The sequence below is a fragment of the Cellulomonas gilvus ATCC 13127 genome, assembly GCF_000218545.1.
Lineage (GTDB): Bacteria > Actinomycetota > Actinomycetes > Actinomycetales > Cellulomonadaceae > Cellulomonas > Cellulomonas gilvus.
Genome location: NC_015671.1, coordinates 2,985,221 through 3,001,625 on the forward strand (window position 1 = coordinate 2,985,221; position 16,405 = coordinate 3,001,625).

The 16,405-nt window shown below is 72.3% G+C and carries 20 protein-coding genes and 1 tRNA gene; 14 read left to right on the forward strand and 7 right to left on the reverse strand.

Annotated features, from left to right (window positions below; genetic code table 11):
- Positions 1–183: 183 nt before the first annotated feature.
- On the forward strand, positions 184–1,332 hold the full coding sequence (locus CELGI_RS13515; RefSeq protein ID WP_041574208.1) for a uracil-DNA glycosylase family protein: 1,149 nt from the start codon (positions 184–186) through the stop codon (positions 1,330–1,332).
- A 237-nt stretch (positions 1,333–1,569) separates the two neighbouring features.
- On the opposite strand, the gene CELGI_RS13520 is transcribed toward CELGI_RS13515, so the two are convergent.
- Both CELGI_RS13520 and CELGI_RS13525 read right to left on the reverse strand, forming a co-directional pair.
- Positions 1,570–2,541: a hypothetical protein gene (locus tag CELGI_RS13520; RefSeq protein ID WP_041574209.1), complete on the reverse strand. Its 972-nt coding sequence runs from the start codon at positions 2,539–2,541 to the stop codon at positions 1,570–1,572.
- A gap of 567 nt (positions 2,542–3,108) precedes the next feature.
- Positions 3,109–3,181: transfer RNA gene (locus tag CELGI_RS13525), tRNA-Lys, on the reverse strand.
- 353 nt (positions 3,182–3,534) lie between these two features.
- Between CELGI_RS13525 and CELGI_RS13530 the strand changes: the two genes are divergently transcribed.
- On the forward strand, positions 3,535–4,287 hold the full coding sequence (locus tag CELGI_RS13530; RefSeq protein WP_013884699.1) for a hypothetical protein: 753 nt from the start codon (positions 3,535–3,537) through the stop codon (positions 4,285–4,287).
- Positions 4,288–4,327: 40 nt separating this feature from the next.
- On the opposite strand, the gene CELGI_RS17410 is transcribed toward CELGI_RS13530, so the two are convergent.
- Positions 4,328–4,489: a hypothetical protein gene (locus CELGI_RS17410; RefSeq protein WP_013884700.1), complete on the reverse strand. Its 162-nt coding sequence runs from the start codon at positions 4,487–4,489 to the stop codon at positions 4,328–4,330.
- A 105-nt stretch (positions 4,490–4,594) separates the two neighbouring features.
- On the opposite strand from CELGI_RS17410, the gene CELGI_RS13535 reads away from it, so the two are divergent.
- The 3 genes from CELGI_RS13535 to CELGI_RS13545 are packed head-to-tail and all read left to right on the forward strand — an operon-like array spanning position 4,595 to position 6,674.
- Entirely contained in the window at positions 4,595–5,026 is a 432-nt protein-coding gene (locus CELGI_RS13535; RefSeq protein WP_150104748.1) for a hypothetical protein, read from the forward strand.
- Between the two features lie 41 nt (positions 5,027–5,067).
- Positions 5,068–6,330 (forward strand): MFS transporter, encoded by a 1,263-nt coding sequence (locus CELGI_RS13540; RefSeq protein ID WP_081465381.1) that lies wholly within the window; start codon positions 5,068–5,070, stop codon positions 6,328–6,330.
- A complete protein-coding gene (locus CELGI_RS13545) occupies positions 6,327–6,674 on the forward strand; it encodes an ArsR/SmtB family transcription factor (protein WP_013884703.1) in 348 nt (115 codons plus the stop codon). Before CELGI_RS13540 ends, CELGI_RS13545 begins: the two co-directional genes overlap by 4 nt.
- A gap of 3 nt (positions 6,675–6,677) precedes the next feature.
- Here the strand turns inward: CELGI_RS13545 and CELGI_RS13550 are convergent, their stop codons facing one another.
- The gene (locus CELGI_RS13550) at positions 6,678–7,490 is read right to left on the reverse strand and encodes an SDR family oxidoreductase (protein ID WP_013884704.1); all 813 of its coding nucleotides are present in this window, start codon (positions 7,488–7,490) and stop codon (positions 6,678–6,680) included.
- 115 nt (positions 7,491–7,605) lie between these two features.
- On the opposite strand from CELGI_RS13550, the gene CELGI_RS13555 reads away from it, so the two are divergent.
- A complete protein-coding gene (locus tag CELGI_RS13555; RefSeq protein ID WP_013884705.1) occupies positions 7,606–8,202 on the forward strand; it encodes a sugar O-acetyltransferase in 597 nt (198 codons plus the stop codon).
- Positions 8,203–8,208: 6 nt separating this feature from the next.
- On the opposite strand, the gene CELGI_RS13560 is transcribed toward CELGI_RS13555, so the two are convergent.
- Positions 8,209–8,706 carry a VOC family protein gene (locus tag CELGI_RS13560; protein WP_013884706.1) on the reverse strand — a complete coding sequence of 166 codons (498 nt, stop codon included), beginning with the start codon at positions 8,704–8,706 and terminating at the stop codon, positions 8,209–8,211.
- Positions 8,707–8,768: 62 nt separating this feature from the next.
- On the opposite strand from CELGI_RS13560, the gene CELGI_RS13565 reads away from it, so the two are divergent.
- Positions 8,769–9,569 (forward strand): helix-turn-helix domain-containing protein, encoded by an 801-nt coding sequence (locus CELGI_RS13565; RefSeq protein WP_013884707.1) that lies wholly within the window; start codon positions 8,769–8,771, stop codon positions 9,567–9,569.
- Here the strand turns inward: CELGI_RS13565 and CELGI_RS17785 are convergent.
- A complete protein-coding gene (locus tag CELGI_RS17785; protein WP_013884708.1) occupies positions 9,526–10,557 on the reverse strand; it encodes a peptidoglycan DD-metalloendopeptidase family protein in 1,032 nt (343 codons plus the stop codon). The two genes, CELGI_RS13565 and CELGI_RS17785, sit on opposite strands and share 44 nt — an antisense overlap.
- Positions 10,558–10,714: 157 nt before the next feature.
- On the opposite strand from CELGI_RS17785, the gene CELGI_RS17640 reads away from it, so the two are divergent.
- Genes CELGI_RS17640 through CELGI_RS13585 form a run of 3 tightly spaced genes read left to right on the forward strand, consistent with a single transcriptional unit; the run spans position 10,715 to position 12,342 of the window.
- The gene (locus CELGI_RS17640; RefSeq protein WP_013884709.1) at positions 10,715–11,014 is read left to right on the forward strand and encodes an ArsR/SmtB family transcription factor; all 300 of its coding nucleotides are present in this window, start codon (positions 10,715–10,717) and stop codon (positions 11,012–11,014) included.
- Between the two features lies 1 nt (position 11,015).
- Positions 11,016–12,071, forward strand: a complete 1,056-nt coding sequence (locus tag CELGI_RS13580; protein ID WP_013884710.1) for a permease — start codon at positions 11,016–11,018, stop codon at positions 12,069–12,071.
- A 28-nt stretch (positions 12,072–12,099) separates the two neighbouring features.
- Positions 12,100–12,342 carry a thioredoxin family protein gene (locus tag CELGI_RS13585; protein ID WP_013884711.1) on the forward strand — a complete coding sequence of 81 codons (243 nt, stop codon included), beginning with the start codon at positions 12,100–12,102 and terminating at the stop codon, positions 12,340–12,342.
- A gap of 5 nt (positions 12,343–12,347) precedes the next feature.
- Here CELGI_RS13585 and CELGI_RS13590 read toward each other — a convergent pair whose 3' ends face one another.
- Complete coding sequence (locus CELGI_RS13590; RefSeq protein WP_013884712.1) at positions 12,348–12,734, reverse strand: arsenate-mycothiol transferase ArsC; 387 nt, start codon at positions 12,732–12,734, stop codon at positions 12,348–12,350.
- A gap of 52 nt (positions 12,735–12,786) precedes the next feature.
- Between CELGI_RS13590 and trxB the strand changes: the two genes are divergently transcribed.
- The 4 genes from trxB to CELGI_RS13610 are packed head-to-tail and all read left to right on the forward strand — an operon-like array spanning position 12,787 to position 16,350.
- Positions 12,787–13,767: a thioredoxin-disulfide reductase gene (gene trxB / locus CELGI_RS13595; RefSeq protein ID WP_013884713.1), complete on the forward strand. Its 981-nt coding sequence runs from the start codon at positions 12,787–12,789 to the stop codon at positions 13,765–13,767.
- A complete protein-coding gene (gene arsB / locus CELGI_RS13600) occupies positions 13,764–14,873 on the forward strand; it encodes an ACR3 family arsenite efflux transporter (protein ID WP_013884714.1) in 1,110 nt (369 codons plus the stop codon). Before trxB ends, arsB begins: the two co-directional genes overlap by 4 nt.
- Positions 14,870–15,889 carry a metalloregulator ArsR/SmtB family transcription factor gene (locus tag CELGI_RS13605; RefSeq protein WP_013884715.1) on the forward strand — a complete coding sequence of 340 codons (1,020 nt, stop codon included), beginning with the start codon at positions 14,870–14,872 and terminating at the stop codon, positions 15,887–15,889. The genes arsB and CELGI_RS13605 overlap by 4 nt, the downstream gene beginning before the upstream one ends.
- Positions 15,890–15,933: 44 nt before the next feature.
- Positions 15,934–16,350 (forward strand): arsenate reductase ArsC, encoded by a 417-nt coding sequence (locus CELGI_RS13610; protein WP_013884716.1) that lies wholly within the window; start codon positions 15,934–15,936, stop codon positions 16,348–16,350.
- The last annotated feature ends 55 nt before the right edge of the window (positions 16,351–16,405 follow it).

The following is a 16,405-nucleotide window of genomic DNA, read 5'->3' on the forward strand; positions in this document are numbered from 1 at the left end:
AGGACGCACCTGAAACGTTTCGTCGGCGTCGATACCACTTTCGATGTCACACTGAGGAGGATCCGCCGTCCGGCACCCGCCTCCGGACGAGCCGCGGCACGCCGCCCGTGTCTTCGGCTAACGCGGCATCGCCCGCCGGTAGCGTGCCGCACGCTGTCAGCCACGGCTCGTACCGTGGATGCCGTGGACTTGCCCGACATCGACCTCATGTCGCGCCTCGACGCCGAGTTCCGCGCGACGTCCGGGCTCACCGACCGCCGCTTCTACAAGATCTTCTACTCAGCGATCGCTCCGGCGCCGCTGCTCGTCCTCGGGTTCAACCCCGGCGGCGAGGTCGACGGCACTGACCTGAACGCCTCGTCGTCGTTCTACGAGAACTGGGAGCACGACTACGTCGACTTCCGCCGCCACGGTAAGCAATACTCGCTCGCCGGCCCGGCCTACGACACGCTCGTGCAGGTGCTCCAGACCACGTCGGAGGATGCCATCCGCCGAGTCCCGGCGACCAACGTCATCTTCCGGCGCTCGCGGCACGCGGCAGCGCTCAATCTCACGGCGCGTGCCGCGGCGCACGAGAGCGCGCCCGTCCTCGCACAGATCCTGCGCGCGGTCGACCCGGCCGCGATCCTCCTCCTCGGCTCGACGGCCTTCCGCGCCTTCGTAGGGGAGCACTGCGAGAGTGGCTCTCTTGTCGTGAACGCCGAGCCGCCAGAGATACTCGGGGCGAACGGCCGGCACGACGCTTGCCTGTTCCGCTCCGCGCACGCCCAGGTCCCGGCGCTCGGGCGCGACGTCCCTCTTCTGATGGTGGGCCACCCCTCGACGTACGCCCGCCGAGAAGTCTGGCGAGAGGTGGTCGCCTCGCTCCGTGCCGAACTCTTGCGCCTCGGGGTCTCACCTTGGCCGGGCACGGTCGTGGGCTCGGCGCTCTCATCGATGGCCCATGCTGGGGACCGACGCACGCCCAGTCGAGAACCTGCGCCGCCGTCGCGGCCCGAGGTCCCCGCGGCCGTCCGACGGCTGCCCCCGGCCGATGCGTTGACTACGCCATCGCAGCGCCGCCAGTCACAAGTCGAACCGCTCCGCGCTGTCCTGTCCCTCCTCGGGCTCGCGCTCGAGGATCCGGACGCCGCATACCCAGGTCGCGGCAAGGTCATCCGCCTCGCCGGCGGCCGACGCGTCTACATCAATGCCGGGCACGCCGACGTCAAAGCACCCGCTCACGAGATCGCTGCCTGGGATGCCGAGGGCTTGGGCAACACCCGACCTGACAGCGCGCTCTACCTCCGTATCATGCTCGACTCGGAGGGAACGCCTCGGCGCCCGTCGTGAGGTCCCGCACTCCCGACACCCGGGCCACCCTTACTCTCCGACAGCGGCACCTGACCAGCCGTGCCGCCACGACCCGGACGTCACGTGGGCGTGCCGGCGACGGGACGAGCCGGTTCGGCGGGTGGGCTGGGTGAGTGGCTAGGTGAGGGCGGCCGTGGAGGGCCCAGAAATTCCGCCGGACGGGTGTGCGTCACCTGGACGCGCGCGAGGCCGCCCAAGTGCCGCCAGCGACGCCGGTCAGCCTATGGCTTCGACGATCTCCGCTTCGCGTGCTTGCAGGTCGGCCAAGTCTGCCTTGGCTTCGTTCAGGTCGGCGGTGACTTGCTCGATCTCCGCTTCAAGCTCGGCGATCCGGATGGTGTCGTTGTACTCCGTCGCGACCTTGAGCCAGTACTCCAACTTGGCAAGGTTAGCGTTGTACTCGGAGATGTCCGCTTGGACCTGAGCGATCGCTTCTCGGACGTCGGCGAGCTCCTCACGCAGTGCGGCGATCTCCGTGTCGGACAACGGCTTGGTCACGGGTGCGCTCCACATGCCCCACCCGCCTGGCCCCTTCGCGCGAACCTTGACGGCCTCACCCGAGAAAGCGAGGACAGCCAAGTTCGTCTTCGAGGTGGTTGACCTCGTGCCCGCGACGTCCACCTCGTACTGCGACACCCCGGGCATGGTCGACCACACGACGCGCGCGTACGCCGAGCTCGACGCGCTGACCTTCACCCCAGTGACGGGTGCGGGTGCGCGGTAGCGGATGCACCACGCACTCTTCGAGGCGTGCACCCCGACCGCGCGAACGCGGATCTTCGTGTCCGCGTCCGCGGGGACCGTCACCTTGAGGGCTCTGGTGAGAACCTCCATCGTCCCGGCGTGCACCTCGTAGCGGGTCGCACCCGGGACCTTGCCCCACGAGACGGTCACCTTCTTCGTCGCGGACCGGGCGACGGTGAGCTTCGGGCGCGACGGGGGGACGTACACGGCGGTCGACCACGGGCCGGTTTCCCCGGACGCGGCGACCGCACGGACACGCACACGCGTACCGACCGCCCCGGGCAAGGACTTCGCAGCGCTCGTGACGGTGTACGTCTTGGCTGCAACCTGCACTGTGTAGGCGACGGCGCCGGGCGTGGTGTTCCACGTGATGACGACCCTGCGGGGTGTCTTGACTGATACGCGCACACCCTTGACCTGGGCGACCGCGGACGTGGCGTCCACGGCGACATCGGCTGGCGGGGGTGCCGCTGCGGCCGGTCCGACGGCGGCGAGTCCACCGAGCAGCAAACCCGCGACAGCGACGGACGTCATCATCGACAAGGAGCGCGTTCGCAAAGGCATGGCCGAAGCATCGGGCAACGAAGGGAAGGCAATCAAGGGCGGTTGAATGGAGTCACTCGCCTGAGTACGACATGTGCAGTGTGGCGCACGCGAAGACGCTCGCGACCGGCACGCCTCGGTGCTGGTCGTGCGGTGTCCGGCACCTCCATCGGAGATCGGGGTGTCGAAGCGCGGGGCGCGGGCGAACCGACGACAACGGGCGAGCTTGCCGAGTACGCGCGGAACTTTTCGGACTGTTCGCGAGTCCCCGCCGTTCCGCTCGCACCCGGCGCGACACTCGGAGCCAGGTCACGCGACGGGAAGGCCCGGAGACGGCTCCCTCCCTTCCCGTCGCGTGACCAGGGCGAAGGGGGCAAGGTGCAGGACGCACCTTGCCCCCTTCGTCGCGCTTGGGAGTGACTCCGAGAGTGACCCCTGGGTCAAGCAAGTGTAAATCACCAGGTCAGGTGGGCCCCGTGGGGATCGAACCCACAACCCGCGGATTAAAAGTCCGCTGCTCTGCCAGTTGAGCTAGAGGCCCGGGACGTACGGACGTCCTCTGGGCGCCCTGGGGGAGGGAACAGAGAAGCGCCGCGGTGCCGATCGGCTGTCGACCTGCCCCGTCGCAGCGTACCCGGGGCGTCGGCGACCTTAGCGCGGCACTGTGCGCTCAGGCGGACCACCAACCGTGTCGTTGACCTGGCGGTGGTCGTCCGCCGCGATGAGGGCGCGCGACGCCCTCGTCTGGCGCAGCAGGTGACCGTGGCGGGGAGGTCTTGTCACGGGCGGGGTGGTCACGCTCACGCCCGCGACGAATGGCGAGGTGCCACAGTCGGTCCATACGTGGCGCTTCGTCACGCACTGACCGCGGGCTCTGCCGTCGAGGAGGCGTGCATGGTCGATCGAATCCGGTTCGTGCTCAACGGGGCGCGGCTCGAACTCGCCCGGTCGGACGTCGAGCTGCGGCTGTCGGGTGTCGTGCCGGACCCGATCCGCACGCACGCAGTCCTCGTCGGCGGGACGTGGTTCCCCGTTCGCCAGGCCTTCGCGGTCGCCACCGGGCTCGACCCGGCGGACTACAACTCCCACACGGCGCGCCGCCATCTGCGGTCCCTCGGGTTCGAGGTCAGCGGCGTCGTTCGCACGCGCGCGGCGACCGCGACTCCGGTCGGCTCGTCATCCCGAACACTCGACACCTCGACCCCGGTCGACGAGTCGTGGCACACGGAGGCGGCTGTCCAGGCCACGGTCGTCGCGTGGTTGGTGCGCCGCGGCTGGTCGATCGAGTCGACGGCCGACACGGCGAGCCGGGAGCACGGGATCGACATCGTGGCGACGCGGGCCGGCGAGCAGGTCGGCGTCGAGGTCAAGGGCTTCCCGAGCCGGTGGTACGCCGACCCCAGGCGCGCCTCCGAGGACAAGCGCACTCTCCCGAGCACACAGGCGGGGCACTGGTATGCCGCGGCGGTGCTCGCCGCCATGCGACTTCGAGGTTGTCGCCCCGCCACACGGAGCGTCATCGCGCTGCCGGACTTCCCCCGGTACCGCTCGCTGCACTACGAGACTCACGCTTCGTTGACGTCGGCAGGCATCGAGGTCTGGTGGGTCACCCACGAGGGCGAGGTCCTCGTCGCCGACGAGGACTGACACGGGCCGGTCGAAGCGCCCCGCGCCCGGCTGCGGTGGGTCAGGAGAAGGCGTCGAAGATCTTGAAGATCATCCGGAACGGCCAGGTCAGCACGCGGAAGAACATCCCGACGAAGTCGAAGAAGTCGATCGCGTCACCCACGTTCTCGGCCCGTCGCCAGAACCGCCGGCCGCGGCCCTCCCGGTTGCGCCGTGACGCCATGACCAGCCCCTCTGCAGAACCACCGTGGAACGCGTCAGGGTACCGAGCCCGCCGGCAGCGGCGTATGCCCCTCACCCGAGTGGCCGCACCCCCACAATGGACGACGTGAGTGATCTGGACGTCGCGGTGCCCACCTACCCGCGCCTGATGCACCGGCCCACCCTGACGATGCAGGTCTCGGTCCCGGTCAGCACCGCGATGGCCGAGCTGACCGGGTTGCTGCGCGCGCAGCGCCTGCGGGTGCGGGTGCGCCGCGACGGCTCGGTGGTCGCCAAGAACTGGTTCGGCCTGGTGATGAACACCGCGCAGATCGCCCTGGCGCCGTTCGCGGAGAGCTTCGAGGCGGGGCGTACGTCGACGATCATCGTGCGGGCCCGGCCGTTGTCACTCACCAGCTGCGAGGTCGCGGTCACCGTCTCGGACGCGACGATCTCGTCCACCCGGGCCACCACGCACCGGGTGCTGACGGCGTTCGTCGCGCGGCTGCGTGGGCGTGGGGCGCGCGTCGACGTCGCGGAGTGGGCGCGGGTGCGCTGACGCTGTTTGCGTATCCACGTAGATACGTGGACACTGAGCCTGTGCTCCAGGCCCTCTCCCACCGCGCCTACCGTCGCCTCTTCGCCGCGCAGGTCGTGGCGCTCGCCGGGACGGGACTGGCGACGGTCGCGCTCGGCCTGCTCGCGTACGACCTCGCGGGTGAGCACGCTGGCAGCGTCCTCGGCACGGCGCTCGCGATCAAGATGGTCGCCTACGTCGTCGTCGCGCCCCTCGCGGCCGCCGCGGTCGCGCGCCTCCCCCGGCGCCGCGTCCTGGTCGGCGCGGACCTGCTGCGGCTCGCGGCCGCGGTAAGCCTGCCGTTCGTCGGCGAGGTGTGGCAGGTCTACGTGCTGATCTTCGTGCTCCAGGCGGCCTCGGCCACGTTCACGCCCACGTTCCAGTCCGTCATCCCGGACGTCCTGCCCGACGAGCGGGACTACACCGCGGCGCTGTCCCTGTCGCGCCTCGCGTACGACCTCGAGTCGGTCCTGTCGCCGACGATCGCGGCGGCGCTCCTGCTCGTCGTCCCGTCCTCCGCGCTGTTCTTCGGGACCGCGGCCGGGTTCGCGGGCTCGGCGCTGCTGGTGGTGTCCGTCGCGGTGCCGCACCGCACGTCGGCGCAGGACGACGAGGACGCGCCCGAGATGCCGTTCAGCCAGCGCGCGCGGCACGGCACCGCGCTGTTCCTGCGCACGCCGACGCTGCGACCCGTGCTCGCGCTCAACCTGGCCGTGGCCGCGGCCGGTGCGTACGTGCTGGTGCAGACGGTCGTGATCGCGCGCGCCGAGCTCGGGCAGGGCGAGGACGTCGTCGCGCTGCTGCTGGCCGCGGTCGGGGTCGGGTCCATCGCGGCGGCCCTGGCGCTGCCCCGGCTGCTGCGCCGCGTCCCGGAGCGGCGCGTGATGCTCGTCGGCGCCCTGGTGCTCACCGCAGCCACCGCCGCGGTCCCCCTCGCGCTCGGTGCGCACGCGACGGCGGGTGTCGTCGCGATCGGTGCCCTGTGGGTCCTCGTCGGTGCGGGGTGGTCCGCGGTGGAGACGCCCGTGGGCCGGATCATCCGCCGCTCGGTGCCGCGCGCGGACCTGCCCGCGGCGTTCGCGGCGCAGTTCTCGCTCTCGCACGCGTGCTGGCTGGTCACCTACCCGCTCGCGGGCTGGCTCGGCGACCGGCACCTGGCCGGCACCGCGGGCGCGCTGGCCGCCGTGGCCGCGGGCGCGACGATCGTGGCCGCGCGGCTGTGGCCCCGGGCCACCGCACCGGCGGACGTGACCGACGAGCCGGATCCCGCCCTGCTGACATCATGAGCACCGTGACGGAGCGACCCGGCGCAGCGCCCACCCAGCCCGAGCTGGACCATGCGGTGGACGTGCTCCGCCTGCTGGCCGACCGCACGCGCCTGGCGATCCTGGCCATGCTCGACGGGCAGGAGATGTCCGTGACCGCCATCTCCGCGGCCCTGGGCCGGCCCGCGGCGGCCGTGTCGCAGCACCTGGCCAAGCTGCGCGCGGGCCGGCTGGTCGCCGCGCGCCGCGACGGCACCACGGTGTTCTACACCCAGCCCGACGAGCACGTCGCGGCGCTTGTCACCAACGTCCTGCACCTGACCGAGCACGCGCTGTACGCGGTCCCCCCGCACCACCGGCCCTGAGTCTCACCAGCGGCGGAAGCCACCCTCGGTGCTGAGCACCTGGCCGACCACCCAGCGGCCCTCGTCGCTCGCCAGCCACGCGATCAGGCGCGCCGGGTCGTCGGGCTCGCCGAACCTGCCGCCCGGGAAGTGCGCGAGGACCGCGTCGAGCACCTCGGGCGGGCGGTCCGCGGTCTCCACGTCGAGGTAGCCGGTGTTCACCGGGCCGGGGTTGACGGTGTTGTGCACGATGCCGCGCTCGATCAGCCAGTCCGCGACCGAGGCGGTCAGGCCCGCGAGCGCGGCCTTGGACGCGGCGTACGCGATCTCGTGGGGCATGGGCCCGTGCAGCTGTCCGGACGTCATCCAGATCACCCGGCCGCCGGGGCGGCCGTCGTGCTGTGCCGCGAACGCCTGCGTCGCCAGGATGGTCGATCGCGTGTTCACGGCCCAGTGCGCGTCCAGCATCGCGGGCGTCTGCTCGTCGAGCGGGCCGTCCCCACCGCTGCGCGCGTGGTTGCAGATCAGCACGTCCACGTGCCCCAGCGCCTCGCCGGCCCGGCTCAGGAGCGCGGCCCCCGCGTCCGGCTCGGCCAGGTCCAGGCTGGTGGCGGCCAGCCGCGCGCCCGGGGCCAGGCGGCCCTCGAGCTCGGCGAGCACCTGCTCGACGTCGTCGGCACCCCAGGGCTGCTCGGCGTCGTGCGGCGTCCAGTGCTGCACGAACAGGCTGGCCCCCGCACTCGCGAGCCGCGACGCGACCGCGAACCCGATGCCCTTGCGGCGGCTCACCCCCGTGACCACGGCGACCCGACCCTGCAACGTGCTCGTGTGCGTCATGCGGGCGACCGTACCGGCGCCGCCCGCTCCCGTCGGCTCCTTTCCCGGACGTCCCGCACCGGGCCCACGTGCGCCTGACAGACTCGTCGCCAGCAGATCGGCCGGGAGGCACACCATGGAGCTGGACGTCACGGCGGCGCTCGCGGACGCGCGCACCGAGTACGACAAGATGGTCGCGGGCGACTGGTACCGCTACCGGTTCGGTCCCGAGCTCGCGGACCTCACCACCGCCACGCAGCGCACGTGCCGCCGCATCACCGCGCTGTACGACGAGGACCGCGACGCCGCGCTCGCGCTGTTCCGCGAGCTGCTGGGCACGGTCGGCGAGGGCGTCGACTTCCGGCCGCCGCTCTACCTGGACTACGGTCACCGCCTGCACGTGGGCGACCGCACGTTCGTCAACGCGGACTTCCTGACGCTCGGCGGCGGCGAGATCCGCATCGGGGCGGACGTGCTGATCGGCCCGAGCGTGCGGATCTACACGCCCACGCACGTGCTGGACCCCGCGCTGCGCCCGCAGGGCTGGGAGCGCGTCTCGCCCGTGACCATCGAGGACGGCGTGTGGCTCGGCGGCAGCGTGGTGGTGTGCCCGGGCGTCACCATCGGGGCCCGCTCCGTGATCGGCGCGGGCTCGGTGGTCACCAAGGACGTCCCGCCGGACGTGGTCGCCGCGGGCAACCCCGCACGCGTCATCCGGCCGTTGCAGGACTGAGCGCGCTCAGCCCTGGGCCGCGGCCCACTCGGCCACGCGCCGCGCCGACTCCTGCGGCGACAGGTCCACGACCCGCGTCATGACCGACCACCGCACGCCGAACGGGTCGAGCAGGGACGCGAACCGGTCCCCGCTGACGTAGGTCTCGGGCCCCTCCCGCAGGGTCGCGCCGTGCTCGACCGCGCGCGCGGCGACCGCGTCCACGTCAGGCACGTACACCGCGAGCGAGTAGGTCACGGGCTCACCCTCGGCCGGGGCCGTCAGCCCGTAGGCGTCGAGCGCGTCGCTCAGCGTGAACCACCCGTCGGCGAGCTCCAGCTCGGCGTGCGCGACCGCATCGCCGAACCGCGTCACGTCGTGCACGCGCGCCCCGAGCACGTCGCGGTAGAACGCGATCGCCTCCTGCGCGCCGCGCACGACGAGGTGCGGGGTCAGGGACGTGCGTCCGTGCGGGACGCCGTCGGTGGTGTGCTCGCCCGTGGCTGCCGTGGTGCTCTCGCTCATGCCCCCAGCGTGCCCGGGGCCGGTGCGTGCCGTTTGAAGAAACCGGACGGCACGATGTCCGGATGAGATCACGCGGGCACCTGAACCCCGGCGACGCCGAGGTCACGTGGGAGCGCCACGACCCGGGCCTGCCCGACCTGGTGCGGCACGTGTGGGTCGCACGGTGGGACGTGCCCGCGGGGCAGTCCCGCACGCAGCGCGTGCTCACCTACCCGGCGTGCAACGTCGTCGTGACACCGGAGGCGGCCGTGCTCGTCGGGCCGTCCACGGTGGTCACCACGCAGGAGCTGACCGGGCGGTCCTGGGTGGTGGGCGTGCTGCTGTGGCCGGCCGCGGCGGCGCTGCTCACCGCGACGCGACCCGGCGACCTCGTCGGGCGGGCCGAACCGCTCGTGTCCGCGCCGCACTCCGGCGTGAGCGACGCGATGGCCGCGCACGCGGACGTCCTGCCCGTGCTGCGCACGTGGCTCGCCCCGGTCGCGGCGCGCGTCGACGACGCGGGGCGCCTGGTCAACGAGGCCTGCCGGCTGGCCGAGGAGCGCGCGGACGTCACGCGCGTCGGCGAGCTGGCCGCGCTCCTGCACACCAGCACGCGGTCGCTGTCCCGGCTGGTCTCCGCGCGCACGGGACTGACGCCCAAGTGGCTGATCGACTGCCGCCGCCTGCAGCACGCCGCGCTGCGGCTGTTCACCGAGCCGGGGACGGACCTGGCCACGCTCGCGGCCGAGCTCGGCTACGCCGACCAGGCGCACCTGACCCGCGCGTACCGCGCGGTGCTCGGTGAGACCCCGGCCGCCACCCGCCGCGCCGGGCGTGCGGCTACAGACCGGCCGCGACCACCGAGTTCGGCACCCAGCCCGTGACGCCGTAGACGACCACCTTGGTCCACCACCCGGAGACCTGCACGGGCGTGAGCGAGGCGCCCGCGGGCGCGGTGAGCAGCGCCTTGGACGTGGAGATCGCCGACTGCCGCACGACGGTCGACTTCGTCAGGTGGTACGTCTTGGACTGCGAGATGTAGTCCGCGTGCACCCAGCCCTTGACCGTGCCCGTGGCGAGGCGGACGGTCACCGGGATGTAGCCGTTGGTCTTGACGCCCGGCTTGTTCGCCAGCGTCGTGTTGGGCGGCAGCGTGGCCCGCACGGTCGACGTCGTCGCGGGCTCGGTCCGGAGGTTGAGGTTCGCCGTCGCGTAGTACGTGCAGGACGTCGGCGCCGGGCTGGTCCAGTCAGCCGTCGCCCGGTTGGTCACGGGCAGGCCGTAGCCCTCGAGCCACACGCGCGGGTCGTGCGACGTCCCCTGGTAGTAGCCGCCGGTCCAGACCTCGAGGTGCAGGTGCGGCCCCGTCGCCGGACCCGACGCGCCCACGTCGCCGATGCGCTGCCCGACCTTCACGCGGTCCCCCACCTTGACGTACTTCCCGGGGTTCCAGGAGTGCAGGTAGGCGATCTGCGTCGAGACGCCGTCGACGATCGTGCGCACGACGATCTGCCCCGAGACCGAGCTCGTCGGCTGGACGACGTGCGTGACCGTGCCGCCCGCGACGGCGTAGATGGGCGCGCCGTCGGGTGCGCTCATGTCCAGGCCGTGGTGGAACGTGGAGGCCCCGCGGGTGGGGATGCACCGCGCACCCCAGCCCGAGCTCAACGCGTACGTCTTGTTGACCAGCGGGAGCATCAGCAGGCGCCCGCCGGGCGTCCGGCTCTTCGCCACGTTGCTCGGCAGCGTCGTCGCGGCGGCCTTCGCGGCGGGTGCGGCGGGGGGCGCGTCGGCGGCGACGGCGGCGGGCATCGTCGTGATCGCCAGGCTCCCGGCCAGGACGAGGGACCACACGGTGGACCGGGTACGCATCGAGGGGCTCCTGCGGGGTGGTGAGGGGATTCCTCCCAGATCGGCATGCGTGTGCCGGATCTGGAGTGTTTCTGCCCCACCGGTTGCCCGGGGCCCCGAACCCGTGGGTGGACGAACGTCCCTGTCCGGCCCCGGGCGACGGGTCGACGATTCAACTGTGACTGCACCAACTGCCGTTGAGCGGACAGGCCTCGACGACGCCGTGACGCTGCTGCAGGCGGTCGCGGACCCGGTCCGGTGGACCGTGCTGCGGCGCCTGGCCGAGGGGCCCGCGTGCGTGTGCAACCTGCAGGAGCACGTGACCGTGCCGGGCAACCTCCTGAGCTACCACCTGCGCGTGCTGCGCGAGAACGGGCTGGTCACCGCGTCGCGACGCGGCCGCTTCCTGGACTACGCGCTGGCCGACGACGCGCACACCCGCATGGCCGCCGCGCTGCCGTCGGGCGCGGAGAGCTGACATGACGTCCGCGGCCCCGCCCCTGCCCCGCCGGCACTCCGCGACGCGACGCTGGCTCGTGGTGGCGGCCGCGGCTGGGACGTGGTGGGCGGCGTACGCGGTCAACGGCCGGTGGTGGACGTGGCTGCTGGGCGACGTGCTCGACCTCGACCTGGGCACCCGGCTCGGTTCGGGCGTGCACTTCTTCCTGTACGACTCCGTGAAGATCGCGCTGCTGCTCGTGGGGATCATCTTCGTCGTCACCGTGCTGCGGTCCTTCATGAGCGTCGAGCGCACGCGTGCGCTGCTCGGCGGACGGCGCGAGGGCATCGGCAACGTGCTCGCGGCCGGCCTCGGCGTGGTCACCCCGTTCTGCTCGTGCAGCGCTGTCCCGGCCTTCATCGGGTTCGTCGCGGCCGGCGTCCCCGTGGGCGTGACGCTGAGCTTCCTGATCGCGAGCCCGCTGGTCAACGAGGTCGCCATCGCGCTGCTGCTGGGGCTGTTCGGCGTCGGGCCCACGGTCCTGTACGTGGCCGCGGGCCTGACGATCGCGGTCCTCGCCGGCTTCGCACTGGGCCGGATGCGTCCTGAGCGGTGGATCGAGCCGTTCGTCTTCGCGACACGCGTGGGTGGGCGTGCGGTCGACCCGTCCGTCGGCCTGACGTGGGACGACCGGCTGCAGATGGGGCGCGAGGAGGTCGTCACCATCCTCCGGAAGATCTGGCCCTACCTGCTGGTCGGCATCGGGCTGGGCGCCGCGATCCACGGCTGGGCGCCGCAGGAGCTGTTCACCCGGTACGCGGGCCCGGGCAACCCCGCCGCGGTCCTGGTCGCGGTGCTGATCGGCATCCCGCTCTACTCCAACGCCGCGGGCGTGCTGCCGCTGGTCGAGGCGCTGCACGACAAGGGTCTGCCGATGGGCACGCTGCTCGCCTTCATGATGGCCGTCGTCGCCCTGAGCCTGCCCGAGCTCATCCTGCTGCGCCGCGTGCTGCGGCCACCGCTCATCGGCCTGTTCGTCGCCGTCGTCGGCAGCGGGATCGTCGCCGTCGGCTACCTGTTCAACGCCGTCCTCTGACGGCGTGCGATCACCCTAGGAGGACACCATGCACATCAAGATCCTCGGTCCCGGATGCGCGAACTGCGTGACCCTCGAGCGGGTCACGTCCGAGGCGGTCGCCGAGCTCGGCCTGGACGCCCAGGTGGAGAAGGTGACCGACTACGGCGCGATCGCGGGCTACGGCGTCATGCGCACGCCCGCCCTCGTGGTCGACGAGGAGGTCGTGCTGTCCGGCCGCGTCCCGACGACCGCCCAGGTCCGCGAGATCCTGGCGGCGCTGCCGGCGTGAGCTCGTCAGGCGAGCGCGTCGACCAGCTCGCGGACGCGCGCGTCGAGATGGTCGCGCAGCTCCCGGAGGCCGTCGACGTCCCAGCCGGCCGGATCCGGCAACGGCCACGTCCGGACATCCGGGTGCCCGAACAGGTCGAGCCCGGGCTTGAGCGCGACGACCACGTCCGCCTGGTGCGCGAACGCGGGAGTCAGCTGGGTGGGCACCTCGTTCGAGCGGTCGATGCCGAGCTCCGCGAGCGACGCGAGGACCGCCGGGGAGACCACGTCCTCGGGCGAAGTTCCCGCCGACAGGACCCGCACGCGCGGGCCTGCGTAGGCCGCAGCCAGCCCCGCGGCGAGCTGTGAACGGCCCGCGTTGTGCACGCAGACGAACAGGACGGTCGAGGTCACGGCGAGGCTCCTGGGGTTGACACCTTGGTTCGATGGCTCTCAAAATAGACGAGTGTCGAATCAAAGAGAAGTGATCATCGTCGGGTCTGGCCCCGCCGGCTACACCGCGGCGATCTACGCCGCGCGTGCGGGCCTGGCGCCGTTGGTGGTGGCCGGTTCGGTGACCGCGGGTGGTGCGTTGATGAACACCACCGAGGTGGAGAACTTCCCGGGCTTCCCGGACGGCATCCAGGGCCCCGAGCTCATGGAGAAGCTCCAGGAGCAGGCCGAGCGGTTCGGTGCCGAGGTGCTGTGGGACGACGCGACCGCGCTGTCGCTGACGGGTGACGTCAAGGAGATCACCGTCTCGGACGGCACGGTGTACCGGGCCAAGGCCGTGATCCTGGCGACCGGTTCGGCCTACCGCGAGCTGGGCCTGGACGACGAGCGCCGCCTGTCCGGCCGGGGTGTGTCCTGGTGCGCGACGTGCGACGGGTTCTTCTTCAAGGACCAGGACATCCTGGTGGTGGGCGGTGGTGACTCCGCGGTGGAGGAGGCCACGTTCCTGACGCGGTTCGGCCGGTCGGTGACGATCGTGCACCGCCGCGACCAGCTGCGTGCGTCCAAGATCATGGCCGACCGCGCCGCGGCCGACCCGAAGATCAGCTTCGCGTGGAACTCCGAGATCGTCGCGATCGCCGGTGACGCCAAGGTCACGGGCGTGACGCTGCGCGACACCGTCACGGGCGAGACGCGTGAGCAGCCCGCGGGTGCGGTGTTCGTCGCGATCGGGCACGTCCCGCGCACCGAGCTGCTGATCGGCCAGGTCGAGCTCGACGAGAACGGCTACATCGCGGTCGAGGGCCGCTCGACCCGCACCAGCCTGCCCGGTGTGTTCGCGTGCGGCGACGCGGTCGACCACACCTACCGCCAGGCCATCACCGCCGCCGGCTCCGGCTGCGCCGCAGCCCTCGACGCCCAGCACCACCTCGCCGCACTCGGCGACGTCGTCGCCGCTGGTCCCTCGGCGCTCGTCGCACAGGGGGCCCGGTGACCACGCTCGAGTCGCGGACCGACACGCGGCCAGGACAGCTCTCGACGCTCGACCGTTGGCTGCCCGCCTGGATCGGGCTCGCGATGGTCGTCGGCCTCGCTCTCGGCCGCATGGTTCCCGCGCTGGGAGACGCTCTCGCCGCACTGGAGGTCGGCGGCGTCTCCGTCCCGATCGCGCTCGGCCTTCTCGTGATGATGTACCCGGTCCTGGCCAAGGTCCGCTATGACCGCGTGTCTGCCGTCACGGGGGACAAGCGCCTGCTCGTGTCCTCGCTCGTGCTCAACTGGGTGCTCGGACCCGCGCTCATGTTCGCGCTGGCGTGGCTCCTCCTGCCCGACCTGCCGGAGTACCGCACGGGCCTGGTGATCGTCGGCCTCGCGCGGTGCATCGCGATGGTGGTCATCTGGAACGACCTGGCGTGCGGGGACCGCGAGGCGGCGGCCGTCCTCGTCGCGATCAACTCGGTCTTCCAGGTGGTGGCGTTCTCGCTCCTCGGGTACTTCTACCTCACGGTCCTGCCCGGCTGGCTGGGGCTCGACACCCAGGGCCTCGACGTGTCGATCGCCCAGGTCGCGGTGAACGTGCTCGTGTTCCTCGGCATCCCCCTCGTGGCCGGGTTCGCCTCACGATGGATCGGCGAGCGCACCCGGGGCCGCACCTGGTACGAGGAGCGCTTCACGCCGCGTGTCAGCCCGTTCGCGCTCTACGGCCTGATCTTCACGATCGTGCTGCTGTTCGCCCTGCAGGGCGACGCCGTCACCTCGAACCCGTGGGACGTCGTCCGCATCGCGCTCCCCCTGCTCGCCTACTTCGCGGTCATGTGGGCCTCCGGGATGGCCGCGGGCCGCGCCCTCGGTCTGGGCTACGCCCGGTCCACGACGCTCGCGTTCACCGCGGCGGGCAACAACTTCGAGCTCGCGATCGCGGTCGCCATCGGCACCTTCGGCGCCACCTCCGGCCAGGCGCTCGCAGGGGTCGTCGGCCCGCTGATCGAGGTCCCGGTCCTGGTCGGTCTCGTGTACGTCAGCCTGTGGGCGCGCCGCCGCTGGTTCCCGGGCCAGCCCTTGTCGACCGCGACGCTCACCCTGCAGGAGGCTCGCCCGTGAACCACACCACGCACGTTCCCGACGAGACGTGCGCCACCATCCCGCCCTCGCCCGCCGAGCACACGATGGGCAGCGACGCCGCGACCAGCCTGGCCGGCACGCTCAAGGCACTGGCCGACCCGCTGCGTCTGCGCATGCTGTCGATGATCGCCACGTCACCCATGGGCGAGGCGTGCGTGTGCGACCTCACGACCGTGGCGGAGGTCTCGGGGCCGACCGTCTCGCACCACCTCAAGGTGCTCAAGGACGCCGGGGTGCTGACCGCGGAGCGCCGCGGGACGTGGGTGCACTACCGCGTGGAGCCCGCGCTGCGCGGTGCCGTCACCACGCTGCTGGAGTCGTTCGCCCCCGCGACGGTGGACGCCGCGGCCCGCACCGCGCCGCTGGGCGGGCTCACGGACGCCGAGGAGACGCTCGCGCGCATCGCCGGTCGCCTGTCCGACGAGTGTCCTCAGCGCGACCCGGCGGCCGTGCTCACCGTGGTGCGCGAGTCGTACACCGCGCTCGCACGCAGCTCCGCGGTGCGGGCGCACCTCGTCGTGAACACCGAGCGGTTCGCGCGTCAGCGGCTCGCGGACGCCGAGCGGGCGGTCGTGGACGCACGGGCGGTGCCGCAGATCCTGTTCGTGTGCGTCGCGAACGCGGGCCGCTCGCAGCTCGCCGCGGCACTGGTCCGGCGCTACGCGGGTGACGCTGTCGTCGTGCGCAGCGCGGGGTCGGCGCCTGCCGCGGACGTCCACCGGGCGGTCCGCCCGCTGCTGGCCGACCTGGGCGCCGCCGACGACGCGTTCCCCAAGCCGCTGACCGACGACGCCGTCCGCGCGGCCGACGTGGTGATCACCATGGGCTGCGGAGACACGTGCCCCGTCCTGCCCGGCAAGCGGTACGAGGACTGGGTCGTCGGTGACCCCGCGCTCGCGTCCGCCACCGGCACCCGTGCGATCCGGGACGAGATCGACCGCCGGGTGCGCGCGCTCCTGGCCGAGCTGCTCCCCGACCTGCCCCTGCCCGCCTGACCCTCCAGCCCGACCTCCAGCCCGACCCGACCCCGAGGAGACCCGTGTCCACCAAGCCCAGCGTCCTGTTCGTCTGCGTCCACAACGCCGGTCGCTCCCAGATGGCGGCGGGCTTCCTGACCGCCCTGGGCGGCGACGGCGTCGAGGTCCGGTCCGCCGGCTCGATGCCCGCCGACCAGGTCAACCCCGTCGCGGTGCAGGCGATGGCCGAGCTCGGCATCGACATCGCCGCCGAGCAGCCCAAGGTGCTCACCACCGAGGCCGTCCAGGCCTCGGACGTCGTGGTCACCATGGGGTGCGGCGACGCGTGCCCGTACTTCCCCGGCAAGCGCTACGAGGACTGGAAGCTCGAGGACCCCGCGGGCCAGGGCCTGGAGTCGGTGCGGCCGATCCGGGACGAGATCCGCGCGCGCGTCCTCACGCTGCTCGACGAGCTCGGCGTCACACCGGTCCGCGCCTGACCGTGCGAGCGGGGCCCGGCACCGTCCGGGCCCCGCTCGCTCATGCGGCGCAGCA